We start from the raw sequence: 14,811 nt of genomic DNA, 5'->3' as shown, positions 1-14,811 counted from the left end.
GATTACCTTTTTTGTGGTCAAGTCAAATTTAGTTGAATTAGAAAAGAATTACATATTTGATTTCGGATTTTCCTTCATTCAATCTGGCTAACGAAGAGATCGAGGGAATAGGAGGAGAAATATGAATATTCACTCCTTCAGTGACAATTTCCCCTGACGCTGTTTGAGTAATTTCTTTTGACCAGAAATATCCTTTGATCCCTGCGTGTATCAACTGAAATATATACAAACCGGCAGCTATTCTAAATGCGTTATGCTTCATCTTTGATGTATTTTGTAACTCATCATAATTTTTTGTGAAATTAGAAACCCCTTTCAACCTTTGCATCGAAATAAGTGAATAAGCCGGATTCGCCGGGTCACTAGAACCAGGAACAATAACCGAATACATGGCTGGTGTAACGATCAAGTCATCCACAAACTTCGATTTCAATTTTCGAGATTGTGATTTTTCTGAAGATTCTAAACCGATAGCGGTAGCCAAAGTAAACAAGGTTAAAAAAGTATATGCCTTTCCTATGTATCCTTCTTTTGCATATACGAGACCCCAACCTGGGAGTATAGCCGATCTCCACACAAGATCCCATGGGCTTCTTTTTCTTTTGTAGTAATCTTTCCAGTCAGATTGGATTTCTGTAAATTTTTCGAGTTCATTGAGTCTTGATTCCAGATCGTTTACTTTTTTGATTAATTCTTCGTTTGTTTTGATTTCGGGTTTTGCAAATTGAGCAAGCTCTTTTTCTAATTCAATTTGGCGAGTTTCTTCTTCTTTTTGAAGCTCTGCCTTATTTTTAGCTTCTTTTTCTTTTTTAGCGATCTGGAGGGCTTGGCTTTCTAATTGTTTTTTTTCTGCTTGAGTTACATTGAATCGAATTTTAAAAATTTGTTTTTTAGGAATTTCAAATTCTTTGTTATTTGAATTTACTCTTACAGATTCAGGTGATTGCTTAATAATTTTTCCTTCAATAGACTTACCGGATTTTAAAAATATAGTCTCAGAATAGAGAGAAAAACTAAAAAAAAACAATAATACTAGTTGAAATAGGTTTTTTTTCATAATAGTATCCTTTATATTTTTAATTATAAAAAAAGAAATCAAAATATTACTTCTTTAATAACGTCTCTGTAGCAGTCATTTCTCTCAGTGCCTAAAAAGATAGGCAGCTTAGAATACCATTTTCCTGAATCACTAAAAGCATCGATCCAATAGGTGTATAGTTTTGTAGAGCCATTTTCGTTTTGAATGGAAAATTCCAAAAATTCTGAAAGCCCTTCTTTTTGAAATACCGCATTATTGGTATATATCTCTACTCTTCGAGGTAAAAATTTATACAATTTTTCTTCATTTTTTTTCTTTAAAAATTTTCCTTCCCATGTAAGAATTCTAACTTTTGTTATTTCTGATAGTTTTAATTTTTTATTATAGGAAATCCCGTTTTTGTTATGGGAAAAATGTATCTCGTCTTTTTCGTATTCCCATTTTCCTTTTATTTCTCTGTTGTCGCAGAGTAAAATTTTCACTTCTTTTTCGACTTTCCTTTTTTCTCCTCTTGCATCTCTGTCGTTTGAATCTGTCAAGTTGGGTAGGCTTGGGAGTGTTGGCTCTTTTGGGTTATCCAAGGAGAGTAGAATAGAAGGAAGAAGTAAGCCTACAGTCAACCAATTTAGAAAAAATTTAGGACTCATCTTTTGGTAGTCTCTCCCTGAATAGTAAAGAATATTATTTTTGCTATAGATTTTTTTTAAAAAAGTTCATGTATATGGAAACAGCTAAAGCAAAAAAGAATAATCCGGCAGTTAAAATATCTACTGAAATTGGATTTGAGTCAATCTTAAAAATGGAATCTAAGAAATATTTTATAAAAGAATTTGGCAGATTCACTTCCCCCAACTTTTCCTTGACTGCCCATTGCCAGTCGGTGAAGGGACAATAACCGATCCCATAAAAATAACCAAGCCCGATCCACGAAAAAAGTGTAAGGCAAAGCAGAATTAAATTGAATTTTCGTAAACTTGGTACGACCCAACCAAACAAATTGAATAAGATAATACATAGATGAAGAGCCGTAAAAAGAGCATCTTGCAGGTTTAATGAAATCATTTCGCCTTATAGTTTTCTATCAAAAACTTGTCCTGAAATTTGCTGGAATCGCATATACGTATTTACGGGGAGAACTTTTATGGGCACGCCCCAAACCATACAGTTTATTGAAGGCAAAAATTAGAAATCTGGTCAATGATAAATCTTTCTATTACTACTAAATTGGCAGCAAAAAATATTTTGGAAGTGAAATTTTGTATTTTGATTGTCGATATGTAATAGTAGCTATGTCTATTTTAAAAAAATCGTTATATTATTTTTTGATATACGCTCTATTTATGTCAATTCAGGTCGGGCAAATTTATAGTGATGAAGTAAAACCCTCTGATGAATCTAAAACTGATAGCTTAGGACCGACTATAATCAAGAATCTTTCAGTAAGGATTTTACCTAACTTGAAGTCTGTCCGATTGGATTGGGAAGCGCCTGCTGAAGAGGGAGATGTCATAATTGCAAGGTCTTCTTCGATTATTGATTCATTAGAAAAATTGCACGTCGCAGACTCTCTTGGAAAATACCCAAGCAATAAAAAAGACGGGATTACTTCTTTCACGGATTATAACCTTAGAACTGGTAAATATTTTTATGCAGTTGTGCTGGCCAGTGATGTAAGAAAGGGAAGAGTAACTTTTCACCCGGACAATAACTATATTTCTAAACCGATAGTGATCGACAGACCTGTAGAAAATAACGATAATATTTCTTCTGAGGCAAATGAGAAAAATCCTCAAAAGAATGAGGCTGTCGATTATCAGATTCGAGCGCTTACCATTATTCAGGAAGGTCAATTTTTAAGATTGAAATGGGAGCCTCCATTGAATGCGGATTCTTTGTCCCCTAAATATACGATTTACAGATCCACCGAGCCTTTATCAAGTTTTGCAGAAATAAATAGAGCAGATCAAATTGTTGAAGTCAATCACCCGGATATAACTTTTTTAGATCAAGATTTACACAAATCGGAGACTCTTTATTACGGGGTATCTGTCACAGTGAATGGTAAGGAAACTCTTCCACTGATAGGCAATAGAAGTTTTTTGAGGGTGTTTTATGTAAAGGATAGAGGAAAAGCCTCTGATCCTGTAGTTGTAGATACCATAACAGAAAGCAAAAAAGAAGAAACACAAAAACGAGAAATTGAAGAAGAAAAAAAGAGAGAAAAAGAAGAAGCAGAAAAACAAGACCCAAGAAAATCCGATAAGATCGGTAAAAAGGATTATACCTATTCTCCAAACGATTTGTATGAAATCTTAAAGAATTCGTACTGGAAAAAGAAATACGGGTTAGCCGTATATTGGTTGAACCAATATATAGAAAAAGAAACAGAGATTTTTTCTAAGGGGAAGGCAATTTTTTACATAGGGCTTTCTTACTATAGAACAGGAAATTACAGAGAAGCACTGAATTCTTTTTTAAAAGAAGAAGCTAAAATTTATAATGAAGAAAGAGTAAATTTTTATATAAAAAGATGTCTGGAAGTTTTGGGAGCCGGAAAATGAATTTTAGAGTGGTCATAGTACTTGCAGGATTGTTACTAATAGGTGGTGGAGTTTTTACTGCGGTTTCACAGTCGATAATTTTTCAGGAAAGTGAAAAAAATAAATCGTTAACCGAAAAAATTCGAGAAGGAGAAGAGTTACTTCTTCAGTCCGCGAAGACCAGTCATGAGAAGGCTCTTTCTATATTCTCTGAGTTGAATTCTAAAGAGGGAAGTGAGAGGTATAGATTTCAGATTCAGTTTGGGCTTGGTCGTGCATTAGAAAAAAATAGCGATCAAATGCGGGCTTTGGAGATATACCAAGAACTGAATCAAAAACTTGTTACAGAAAAATGGACAGGTGAAAGAGAAAAGTTGTCTTACTCGTTGGGTTATTTGTTGTTAAAATTGAACAGGGAAGAAGAAGGGAAGGGGCACCTCGAAGAAGTATTGAAGAAGAGTAGCGATAAAAAGATTCGCTCTCTTGCGCTTAGCTCTCTGGGTGACTTTTTCTTTAGAAAAAAAGATTTAGAAAAAGCCAGAAAAAATTATTCTCTTGCGGTTCAAGAAGATGGATCGAATACTCACGCAAGGATCGGTTGGGGGAGAGTGCTTTTTGGTCAAGGAAAGGATTGGGCATCTTATGAGATATTTGATGATTATATTTCGGATGCAAAATACTTTGATATAGACGGGGACAAGAAAATTTCAGAGTATTCATCTGCGATTTTCCAAAGGGGAAAAGATCAATACAATAAGAGAGAATTTTGGAGAGCAATAGAGACATTTCAAAAACTTCTTTCAATGAAAGAATCTTCAAAAATTGAAGAGAGGTCTCTGTATTATATTTCTGAAAGCTATGCCTCCCTCGGAAGAGGAAAGGATGCTATCAAATACATAGACAGAATGTTGAATAACTCTGATACTTCCTTAGACCAATCTGCACTGTTTAGAAAAGGTACGATATATTTTAAGTGGGGCAGCTATGAAAAAGCAGCTTCAGTTTTTCAGACTATCATTCACAGGTATCCCAAAAATCATATTACGGATAGGGCTATTGCTTGGAAAAAAGAATGCTTAGAGCTTTTAACAGAAGATAATTATTTACGGTTTTCAGAGATTCGGGATAGAGGTAGGGACGAAAAAGAAATTCCGAGTGAAGACGAAGTTTTACGATACGATGTTCCAAAACCAGATTACCCTAAGAATGATTGAGGAATTCTTTTTGGTTTAGAAAAATATTCAGATCAAATACGGAGTAAATTTCCGGAACTATATCATAGAGGCTTTTGATTTTCTTACTCATACTGTCTGAATATTTTCCAAATAAAATAGTAGGGACTAAATTGGAAGTGTGTTTATTCGTGGAGAGGTCTTCTAAATTTCCATGGTCTGATGTTACTATAAGCTGGTCTTTGTCAGGATTGAAATGAGTAAGTATTCCTTGAAAAAATAATTCGAGTGTGGATATGACTCTTTCTGCATTTTCCCAATTCCGATCGTGTCCAACCTTGTCGGTTAAGAAATATTCAAATACTGCCAAGTCATAATCTTTGGAATTCTCGTATAGTCTTTCTCCCATTTGAAAAGGGTCTCGAGGTATCAGCAAATCATCTGTAGGATCTAAATAATTTTTGCCGATAACTCTTAGGAATTCGTGGGTAATATCCATATACAATCCTTTTCCGTTTCGCAGGTCTTCAATTGTTTTGAATGGAATTCCGGCTGCCATTTGGATAAGAGTTGATGCTGAGACTTGTCTTGGATTTTTTTTTATCTGTTCAAAATACAAAGGACTGTAGCAATTTAAAAATCCGCATTTTATTTTATGCTCTGTCAAAATTTTTAAAATAGAGTATTTGCTTATAATTTTTTTAAGTGTAAAAGTAGGATACCCACTAACATGCCTTTGGATGGCTGAGGGAGCATTTATCCCTGTCCAGATTGCAGTTTGACCTGTTGCACTTTGGGGTAATCCTTCTACTCCCATCGAAGCGTCGGTTTTTACATAAATCATCTCATGGAATTTAGAAGAGTTTGGAATTGTGATTTCGGCAAGAGGAGAAAAGAACTCAGTCGGAAACTTTGCAAATGGATTAGTGTCGGGTGTATTCTTGCCAAAGCCGATTCCGTCAATGAAGATGTATAGGATCATTTCTTTTTTTTAGTATGTAGAGAATTTTTGAATTTGATATACCGATAATAGAAGAAAATGCCAAAACTAAAAATTACAGTTTCTGCGATCATTATTTTGACTATTGTCGGGAGCATAATTTCCGGATGGATTGTAGTGTGTATTCATCCAAATTCCTTTCGACTTGTTCATTTTGAAAAATTTGCACCAGAAGTTATTAGAAATAAATTCCTAGTTACTAAGATAGAAAAAGAGATGAATAGTTCAACTAGAATTTTAGAAAATAGATATAGAATTAATATCGAACAAGGAAAGAGAAATTTTGGTCTTCCTTACGCTTCTACTCAATTAGGAAAGTTTTTACAAAACCGATTAGGGATGAAAAATTTACGAATTTACGATGAGACTTTTAGGTTGATCTACTCAGATTCTGTTAGCCGAGAAGTTTTTAACAAGGAGCTGAGGTTTTCTGAAAACTCTATTCTACCGGGTAATTTTTCTAAATTTGAAACTTCAGAAATTTATAGGTCATTAGACGGGATGAATTATTTTAGTTTCCGTTACCCCGAAAATTTTAGTGTTATAGAAAAGCTGAATGTATCTTTTGAAGGCAAGTATTGGGTCTATAATACGAGTAATAAAGTTTTAAGATTTACAAATGACCTTCGGATTTTGTCTGGCTCTGCATTCCAAGTGAAAATGGACGACTTTCTTCAAAAAGAAAATACTGAGATAAAAAAATTTTCAATCGGTAACTATTCCATATTCTTACAAAAAGAAGAAACACCATTGAGAGAATTTACGGAGATAGCTGTTCAATTTTTTCTTGGTGTAGTAATATTTTCCTGCGTCGGGTATTTTTTATTGTATAATTATTTAGATTGGGAAAAAATCAGAAAAGAAGAATTACAAGTTTTAGAATTTACAGAAAAAGAAAAACTCTCTCAAGTATTTAGTAGAATAGAAAAAAGAATAAACGGAGAATTGAGAAAACATGTTGAGTAAAAAACTGAAAATTTTCCTTTTTATCTTATTCATTGTTACAGTTTTTCTAAATCAAATAGAAAAATTTTTCCCTAATGACTCGTATTATAAAAATGAGCTATCTCGAAAAATATCAGATTTAGAAATCGAGCTTGGGAGATTTGAGTCATCTATTCGCTCCATCGAATCAAATTTGATGCAAGGGCAATCTAATAGCTTACTCGGTTTATACTACCCGTTTATAAACGAGGTGCTTTTATGGACACCGGAAAATTCTTCCTCGATCGGTTGGACTCTTGAGAATGATGAGAAATTTTTACTTCAAGAAATTTTAAAAAATAAAAATGGAAAATTAGTTCGATTGAAAGGTCGTTTGAGTTTCGCACTTCCTGTAAACGGGAAATTGATTGTAACCATTTTTAATGAAAAAGAGTTAAGAGGTTTTAGGAAGGAAGGCGACTTAGAGTATTTTTATCCCGAGATTTCTAAAATAAAAACAGATGAATTTCCGATACACACAAGCGAAGTTTTATCTTATTTGATTGGCAAGAATTCGAATTTCACTAAATCTAAATTTTCAATTCAAGGTAAAAAGTATGACTTGTACTACGGCTCTCCTGAAAAAAAGGGGTATGGATTTGTAGAAGAGTTTTTATTACTAAAATACAACTCAAATCGGTTGAGCTTTACGAGTGTACTGTTGTTGATTTTTGTTGCTATGGCCTTCACGGATACTTTGTTTTTTTTCAAAAGAAAAATAAAAGCTCTCCCGAAAACTACTCTTTCAATTGACGAAATTCAAACCAAAGAAAAAGAATTGTATCATTCCATAGAACAACCAACTACTCATCTTACTGAGATAAAAGAAAATGAATCTTTAAAAGTGGTACCTGATAAAAATGAAAATAAAACTCCAGGAAATTCAATATTTATTCTACCGTTTGATTTAGTTTCTGATAGCCACAAAGAGATATTTATCACTCCTCAATTTTTAAGAAAAATCAAAGAGGAAGAAAGAAATAAAAAAGAGATAATCATTACCGGGGTAAATACAATTCGAGAAAAAGTGTTTAGCCCCGAATTGGAAAAATTGATTAATAAAGTCGATAGCAAAATAATTTCTGATGAGAAGAAGTTAGACGATAAGTATGAGAAATTATTCCAAAAAATATTTTCTGATGGTAATGCCGAACTCTACAATTCTTTAAATGAGCTTTACGATAAAGATTACCATGAGCATGAATCTCTTGGATATTTAAAACGTATATCTAAAAAAGTGGGCTTGGAATCTGTTTGTGTATCAATATACAACAGGTCTATGGGTTGCTATATGGTTTCTCTATCGTTGGGAGTTGACGAGGAAACTAAATCAAATTTAATCTTCCAATGGAATGACCCATTTTTGCAGTTTGAAAAAGAAGAAGACCTTTTGGAAATTCATTTTAATAATAAATATCTATCAAACGTATTTTTCCGAAAAAAGTTTTCCGATTCTGCGCTTTCTAAATTTGGTGGGATTTTAGTCTATTCATTGAAAAAATATTCTGTGGACGGGTATTTGGTATTCTTCTTTGAAAAAAATGTTTATATCACACCTGAAAAATTAGACATAGTTTCAAAGTGTCTAAATCGAATGATTGCTCCATTTCTTCCAATAGTGAGCGGGATAGCAAAAGAGAAAATCTATCTCCAAATTCCGGATGAAGACATTCTTGCAAAAGTTTACCATGAGATGAAGGAAGCAACTAACGCAGGTTTAGAGCCTTGTAGTTTTGTAAAAATCAAAGTTTTAAAGTTTTTTCAAACTGAAGATTCAGAAAAAATTTTAGAAGATATAATCACTAATTCTAAAAACTATTTGAAAAAGGATGAAAGAATCTTACTTATTTCTCATGTGGATATATTTGTTATAATCAAAAATACGGATTCCCAAGAATTTCTAAAAGAGATTGACAAAATAAATAGAAATAGACTTCAATTAAATATCAAAGTTAATAAATATCCCGATGATGGTAAGAATTTTTACAATTTTCTTTAGTATGGTTGCTTTTACAGGACTAAACTCAGAGTCTAAAAGAATTGAGCTGAAAGAGCTAAAAAAAAAATTCTAAAATTGCAACAAGAGAATAAAAATACTGAAAGCATTCCGTATTTAGAAAAATATCTTGAGTTGAACGAGAGTGAAATCTATTTACGATTGCTTTATGCCAGAGCCTTGCTTTTCAGGACTGATTTAGAGACTCCTGTTCCGGGGGAAGGTATTTATGAGAGAACAGAAAAATTAAAAAAGATTAAGGGCAATTATAGAAAATCATCTGAAATTTTTTCTAAGTATGTTTTAATTTTACAAAATATCAGGCCAAGAGAGCCTTCTCTTGGGAAATGGTTTTTTTTGTGGGCGATGGCTGAATGGTTTTCCGGTCAGAAAGAGAAATCAATTTCCTTGTTTAAAAAAGCGATAAAATTGGATTTTACTTTAAGTAGCTCCTATTACAATATAGCTTCTATCTATGAATCCTTGGGACAAAGTCAAGATGCTAAAATTTACTGGGGACGTTATTTGAAAGCCGAAAAAGAATTTTTGGAGGAAAGATAGTGGCAAAAATAAACAAAAGATTTCATCTACTTTTAACTGACGAAGAATTGTTGTTACTGAAAAATGAATCTGAAAAACGAAATATCTCTGCCGGAGAATTGATAAGAATTAGTTTAAAAAATGAAATTATACAAAAGTCTTCCTATATGAGAATTTCTGCCTTGCAAACAATTTTAGGATTAGTAAAAAATTGAAATACTATCTCTCTTTTGATTTGGTGTATGATATGCTTTTTTCATGCGAAGAAAAGAAAAAAAGAATCGAAGAGGAGCTTATTTCACTTATAAAAATGGATTCTCGGTTTTTTACTTCTGCTGATGTGATAAAAAAAATCCAAATTTTGGGAAAATATCAAGAAATACTTCCGATTTTTTTAAGACAGTTAGAAGTTCTTTGTGATTCGGTTTTTTCACTTGAGTTTGACGATTGCAGATTGTCGGAACAATTATTTTCTGAGTACAACACAGATAGAGAATTGTTGTTTGAAATTGCAGTATGTATTCGTAATCAAATTGATTCATTTTTAACAAGTAGAGAAATTTGTATCAATCAGAAACTTATTTTAATCAAGAGGATTGCTTTCAAAGCTGAATGAAATAGGTTTAGAAGGTGAGCTTTTTTGATCGGGGGAGGTAGTCTGGTTAAACTTATTGTTAAAAGCAGAAACTTTAAAATAGTAAGTTTTTCCTTTTTCAAAAAAGGGGAGATTCTTTTCCATAGAGGGGTCTGAATTTATGTGGATTAGATTATTGTTCATACATAGGTTTGTAGAAGTGATAAATTCTTTTTTCTCGTTCTTGTAGAAAATTGTGCCTGCTATTTTTTCAGGGCTGAATCCATAGTGCACGATGTATCCGCCTTCATTTTTTACATTCTCTTCTTTGTTTGCATCCCATTCGAGACACAAGATAAGATCAGAGTGATTTCTATTCGTAATTTTTAACCCTGTAGGAGAGAGGGGTGGAGTAGTCTCTTTATAATTGAGCGATACAGAATATAACGAAGGTGATTTTTCACCGGAATAGTTAGATCGAAGTACAGCCATCCATTGAAAGTATCGAAAGGATTGTTTTTTTATTTCCGATATTTTTGTTTCGCTAACCCACTGTAAGTTGGTGTCGTCCTGTGAAAAAGGTGTATCGGATATTCTAATAAATAAATTCGACGAAGTGTCTTTTGGAATATTCCATTTCTTGGATAGAGATATTATGAATGAGTTTGAATATTTTGTTTTATATACTTCAGAAAATACTTTTCCATTTTTTTGAGAGGCGGTTGCATTTTGTTCATCGTACTCTAATCCGTAATAATTTTTTGAAGTAGCTTCAAAATCAGGTGATCCTTTACTCAATAAGAAATTGTCTAATTTTCCGTAATAGTTTTGCCCGATGATAAATGGTGTAGTGTCATTATTGTGGATTCCGAGCTGTGGTTCTTCTCCTTCCAAATCAGGGAAATGATTTCTGACTGACTCGATTCCGTCTTCATAGAGTATAACTTCTCCACTTTTTATCTTAAAAAAAATAATTATATGCGTCCATTTGGAAGAATTGATCGTCTTTGGGCTTCTTAGATACAACGATTTGGTTTCTTTTGATCTAAATGAAAAAAGATTTTCTATATTTAGCGATAATTTATTTTTTACGATTTCTAAATTCAGAGAATATTTTTTCCCGCGAGAAAAATATGTTTTTGAAAATATAGTGTTGTAACCTTCGAATATTTCCGGTTTTACAAATAGAGAGAAATAAAAATCTTCGCTAATCAACTCTTTTCCGAGTAGAGTATTTTTTTCGGCTTTTAAAGAGATAAAATGATTCTTACCCGTAAATCCAGCTATTCTTTTTCCTAGAATGCTTTCATTAGATTTTTCTACACTGTAGAATGAGGACTCTATTGTGTAGTGATGAAAAACATCTCTTAAATTGTTTGCTTCTTTATTTTCAAAGTTTAACAAGAATTCTGATTGTGGGATTTTTCTTTTAGATAATTCTAATTTGTATTGACCGTCTTTTTGTTTTACAAGAGAAATTCCGTTTAGTTTTAGTTTTTTAAAATCTGAGTTAGGACTTCCAAAAAAGAAGTCAGCCGGAAAAAGAACTTCTGCAAGAATTAGAAATACTACGGTGAATTTTAACATTTTTTATCCAAGCATAGATATACGTTTTTCATGTCGTCCTCCTTCAAAAGAAGTCTTCAACCAAATTTTAGCAATTTTCACAGCTATTTCTTTTTCCAAAACCCTTCCCCCGAGCACTAACACATTTGCATTATTGTGCTTGCGAGACATTTCCGCAGTAAACTCGTTGTGGCAGAGTGCTGCACGAATTCCATGAAGTCTGTTTGCTGCAATAGATGCACCAATTCCTGTTCCGCATAACGCAATCAATCTAGAAAATTCTTTTTTGAGTAATTTTTCACAAGCCTCTCGTATTATTATCGGATAGTCAACCGAATTCTCGTTAAATACTCCTAGATCTATGATCTCACATTCATCTTTTAAAGAAGATTTCAGGTATTCTTTTAGCTCAAATCCTCCATGGTCAGTTGCAATTCCGATGATTTCTTTCATAATATATTCTATACCCCTTATCTTGTCTTCATTGAAATTTTTTTATTATTGAATTTCTGTAATCTTCGGAGATTGCGTTGTAAAACTCATTGTGAAGTTTGAAAAGAGAAATGTATAAATAATAAAACTGTGAAGAGACACTTTCTTCTTTGTTGTCGATGTTTTGGAAAATCCATTCTTTTGTTTTATTGTGTAGTAGTAAATACAAATCGTATTTTGCTTCGTAAAATTTATCAATTTCTTTTTCGTCTATGGGGGTAATTAAATTATCCTGAGCAAAAGAATACAGCCATCTTCTGTAGATTTCTAAAAAGTCTTTTTGAATTTCAAAACCCATATCAATAGATTGGAGGATTTTGTTTTTTTCTTCCTCGTTGAAAGAAAAAGAATTTAAACAATTCAGGGAATCTATTCTTGATTTTGAGCCGGCTCTTGCAGATTCGATCATCTTATCTGCAAAGTTTTTGTAATCTTTTTCTTGGGAAAGAGGGTAGTAGGTGATTTGAGTCGAATCTAAAGTTTGAGTAAGGCATTTTTGAATAGTTTTAGATAAATCTTTTTCTGATTCTCTAAGCATTAAAAAAATCGGAGATGCGTTAAGCGGAACTGTAAAATAGATAAGTTCAGCAAAAAACAAGTAAAAAAAAATTCTTTTATAGGCAAACATAGTTATACAACGTGCTTATCCTCAAAATCTTTCATAAAATCAATCAGCTTTAAAACACCTTCTACCGGCATTGCATTGTAAATGGACGCTCTAAACCCTCCCGCGTCTCTATGACCACTAAGACCGTGTAGTCCATTCTTATCAGATTCGTCAGCAAAACTTTTTTCAAGATCTTTTTCCTTGATATGAAAAACTACATTCATTTCAGAGCGGCTTTCTTTTTGTACTGGGGCTTTATAGAGTTTAGAAGAATCTATATACTCGTAAAGTATTGAAGATTTTTTTTGATTGATTTCTTCTAACTTCTCGACTCCACCCATTTTTATACACCAATCAAAAACCAGCCTCGCCATATAAATTGCAAAAGTCGGTGGAGTGTTGTACAAAGATTTATTTTTTGCCATTACTTTGTAATCGAGTAGTATTGGTACTTCCTTTTTTTTGTATTCCAATAAATCGTTTCTGATAATTACAATGGTAAGACCTGAGGGTCCGATATTTTTTTGTGCACCTGCAAAAATAAGTCCAAAGTTTTCAATATTTAGCTTTCTACTCAAAATCTCGCTCGTCATATCTGCAACAAGTGGAGTATTTTTAAAAACAGGAAGACTTTTGTATCTTGTCCCGTAAATAGTGTTGTTGGATGTTATGAAGACATATTTTGCCTGTTTGGAAATTTGACTCTCGTGAAGAATTGGGGTAGAACTGTATTTGTCGATTTCGCCATCATAAATAGACTTTACAGGAAAAAATTTTTTGGCTTCTTGAAATGCTTTTTTAGTCCAAACACCGGTTATCGCATAGTCCCCTGATTCATTTTCATTCAACAGATTTAACGGAACTGCAGAAAATTGTAAGGTTGCACCACCGGGATAAAAAATAACAGAATAGTTTTCGGAGATATTCAGTAATCTTCTAAGATTTGATTCAGCGCTTTCAATAATTTCATGGAAATGCGTACCTCTGTGGCTCATCTCCATAACAGACATACCAGTACCTTGGTAATCCAGAAATTCCTCTTTTGCTTTTTCCATTACTTCAATCGGAAGCATGGCAGGCCCTGCATTAAAATTAAAAGTTTTGTTTTTTATTGTACTCATGAGGAAAGAATTTCTACACTCATTTTTATATCAAATACAAATTTTAGGTGTGGTGTATTGAATCGGATTTATTTAGAGCTTTGTTGTAACAAAAAATTTGGCTTGGAATTTTTTACTCCGATTTCACTTGCGAGCTTTGTCTTTCAGCTTTTTTGTATATTTCAACAAATCTGCAATTTCTTTAATCAAATCAAGTTCTCCAAAATCAACAATATTAATATAGATTTAAAAAACGAGTGAATTTTCTTATGGACAGTAGTCAGAAAAGATTGTGGATCGACTATTGTAAAGTTTTCATAAAAAATTTCTACAATGGAAATTTTTCCGTATTCCATATTTCCGATAGAATTTTTTCTAAACAAATGTATATAAATTGTCTTGACAGAATAACTAAAATACCAAAAATTTTTAATATGTCCACTACAATTCTTGACGACCCTGCAATCCGAAAAAATGTATTTTCTTTTTCTGTCTCCCAATACCACAATCTTCTTTCTACAGAATCAACCGAGCTCATCAAAGGCCAGGTAATCAAAAAAATGCCCAAATCCCCGATACATACTTTTTTCATTGAAGTACTTTCAGCCTATCTTAGAAAAATTGTACCAAAAAATTTTATCGTAAGACAAGAAGCTCCGATTTCAACGATCGATTCTGAACTAGAACCCGATATTTCAATTGTAGAAGGGCCTTTTGAAAAATATTTTTCAGATCACCCGACATTTGCTTTTCATATAATCGAAATATCGATTACGACCTTGGAGATTGACCGAGCCAAAGCAATGGTGTATGCGGAAGCAAAGGTTCCGGAGTATTGGATTATCCGTCCTGATGTGAAATTGATAGAAATTTATACCAACCCTAAAGATGGGGACTATCTTACGAAAAAAGAAAAATCTTTTGAGGATACGCTTTACATTTTTGAAAATGAATTTGGTCTTGCCCCCTAAAACTGGAATACAAAAAGGGGATAAAGGAGACTTGATAATATGATAAGAAGAAATAACTATGGCAAAAATTTAAGGAAAAAATAGTAATGGAAATTTTGTCCGGGCAGAGTTCCGTTTCGCAAATAGCTCAAAGGAAAAGGTAAATCCTCAAACAATCCGAAATTGGAGAAATGAGATAGAGTAGGAAAGTTTGAACAAAATAATCAAACCGAATTTGCTTTAAGGAAACA

General features: G+C 32.8%; 16 protein-coding genes. 8 read left to right on the top strand and 8 right to left on the bottom strand.

Features of this window, described 5'->3' with window-relative positions; genetic code table 11:
* Nucleotides 1-37 precede the first annotated feature (37 nt).
* The 3 genes from HS129_09520 to HS129_09510 are packed head-to-tail and all read right to left on the bottom strand — an operon-like array spanning nucleotide 38 to nucleotide 2,101.
* Complete coding sequence (locus tag HS129_09520; protein ID MBE7412282.1) at nucleotides 38-1,057, bottom strand: hypothetical protein; 1,020 nt, start codon at nucleotides 1,055-1,057, stop codon at nucleotides 38-40.
* Between the two features lie 38 nt (nucleotides 1,058-1,095).
* Nucleotides 1,096-1,686 (bottom strand): hypothetical protein, encoded by a 591-nt coding sequence (locus tag HS129_09515; protein MBE7412281.1) that lies wholly within the window; start codon nucleotides 1,684-1,686, stop codon nucleotides 1,096-1,098.
* Between the two features lie 43 nt (nucleotides 1,687-1,729).
* Nucleotides 1,730-2,101 carry a DUF2784 domain-containing protein gene (locus tag HS129_09510; protein ID MBE7412280.1) on the bottom strand — a complete coding sequence of 124 codons (372 nt, stop codon included), beginning with the start codon at nucleotides 2,099-2,101 and terminating at the stop codon, nucleotides 1,730-1,732.
* A gap of 227 nt (nucleotides 2,102-2,328) precedes the next feature.
* On the opposite strand from HS129_09510, the gene HS129_09505 reads away from it, so the two are divergent.
* Both HS129_09505 and HS129_09500 read left to right on the top strand, forming a co-directional pair.
* The gene (locus HS129_09505) at nucleotides 2,329-3,600 is read left to right on the top strand and encodes a hypothetical protein (GenBank protein MBE7412279.1); all 1,272 of its coding nucleotides are present in this window, start codon (nucleotides 2,329-2,331) and stop codon (nucleotides 3,598-3,600) included.
* On the top strand, nucleotides 3,597-4,793 hold the full coding sequence (locus tag HS129_09500) for a tetratricopeptide repeat protein (GenBank protein MBE7412278.1): 1,197 nt from the start codon (nucleotides 3,597-3,599) through the stop codon (nucleotides 4,791-4,793). Before HS129_09505 ends, HS129_09500 begins: the two co-directional genes overlap by 4 nt.
* On the opposite strand, the gene HS129_09495 is transcribed toward HS129_09500, so the two are convergent.
* Nucleotides 4,780-5,733, bottom strand: coding sequence for a metalloenzyme (locus tag HS129_09495; protein ID MBE7412277.1), 954 nt, complete (start codon nucleotides 5,731-5,733; stop codon nucleotides 4,780-4,782). The genes HS129_09500 and HS129_09495 overlap by 14 nt on opposite strands.
* Before the next feature lie 57 nt (nucleotides 5,734-5,790).
* Between HS129_09495 and HS129_09490 the strand changes: the two genes are divergently transcribed.
* The 5 genes from HS129_09490 (at nucleotide 5,791) to HS129_09470 (ending at nucleotide 9,887) form a co-directional block, all read left to right on the top strand.
* On the top strand, nucleotides 5,791-6,717 hold the full coding sequence (locus HS129_09490) for a hypothetical protein (protein MBE7412276.1): 927 nt from the start codon (nucleotides 5,791-5,793) through the stop codon (nucleotides 6,715-6,717).
* Nucleotides 6,707-8,734 (top strand): hypothetical protein, encoded by a 2,028-nt coding sequence (locus HS129_09485; protein MBE7412275.1) that lies wholly within the window; start codon nucleotides 6,707-6,709, stop codon nucleotides 8,732-8,734. Before HS129_09490 ends, HS129_09485 begins: the two co-directional genes overlap by 11 nt.
* 75 nt (nucleotides 8,735-8,809) lie before the next feature.
* Nucleotides 8,810-9,292, top strand: coding sequence for a tetratricopeptide repeat protein (locus HS129_09480; GenBank protein ID MBE7412274.1), 483 nt, complete (start codon nucleotides 8,810-8,812; stop codon nucleotides 9,290-9,292).
* A complete protein-coding gene (locus HS129_09475; protein MBE7412273.1) occupies nucleotides 9,292-9,486 on the top strand; it encodes a CopG family transcriptional regulator in 195 nt (64 codons plus the stop codon). The genes HS129_09480 and HS129_09475 overlap by 1 nt, the downstream gene beginning before the upstream one ends.
* Nucleotides 9,483-9,887: a hypothetical protein gene (locus HS129_09470; GenBank protein MBE7412272.1), complete on the top strand. Its 405-nt coding sequence runs from the start codon at nucleotides 9,483-9,485 to the stop codon at nucleotides 9,885-9,887. Before HS129_09475 ends, HS129_09470 begins: the two co-directional genes overlap by 4 nt.
* Here HS129_09470 and HS129_09465 read toward each other — a convergent pair.
* The 4 genes from HS129_09465 to serC are packed head-to-tail and all read right to left on the bottom strand — an operon-like array spanning nucleotide 9,855 to nucleotide 13,631.
* A complete protein-coding gene (locus HS129_09465) occupies nucleotides 9,855-11,432 on the bottom strand; it encodes a hypothetical protein (protein MBE7412271.1) in 1,578 nt (525 codons plus the stop codon). The genes HS129_09470 and HS129_09465 overlap by 33 nt on opposite strands.
* A gap of 3 nt (nucleotides 11,433-11,435) precedes the next feature.
* The gene (gene rpiB, locus HS129_09460) at nucleotides 11,436-11,864 is read right to left on the bottom strand and encodes a ribose 5-phosphate isomerase B (GenBank protein MBE7412270.1); all 429 of its coding nucleotides are present in this window, start codon (nucleotides 11,862-11,864) and stop codon (nucleotides 11,436-11,438) included.
* 28 nt (nucleotides 11,865-11,892) lie between these two features.
* Nucleotides 11,893-12,501 (bottom strand): hypothetical protein, encoded by a 609-nt coding sequence (locus HS129_09455; GenBank protein MBE7412269.1) that lies wholly within the window; start codon nucleotides 12,499-12,501, stop codon nucleotides 11,893-11,895.
* Between the two features lie 32 nt (nucleotides 12,502-12,533).
* On the bottom strand, nucleotides 12,534-13,631 hold the full coding sequence (gene serC / locus HS129_09450) for a 3-phosphoserine/phosphohydroxythreonine transaminase (GenBank protein ID MBE7412268.1): 1,098 nt from the start codon (nucleotides 13,629-13,631) through the stop codon (nucleotides 12,534-12,536).
* Between the two features lie 413 nt (nucleotides 13,632-14,044).
* On the opposite strand from serC, the gene HS129_09445 reads away from it, so the two are divergent.
* Nucleotides 14,045-14,581, top strand: coding sequence for a Uma2 family endonuclease (locus tag HS129_09445; GenBank protein ID MBE7412267.1), 537 nt, complete (start codon nucleotides 14,045-14,047; stop codon nucleotides 14,579-14,581).
* Nucleotides 14,582-14,811 lie beyond the last annotated feature (230 nt).

The sequence above is a fragment of the Leptospiraceae bacterium genome (assembly GCA_015075105.1).
GTDB lineage: Bacteria > Spirochaetota > Leptospiria > Leptospirales > Leptospiraceae > JABWCC01.
This window is presented reverse-complemented; position numbering and strand designations above follow the sequence as displayed.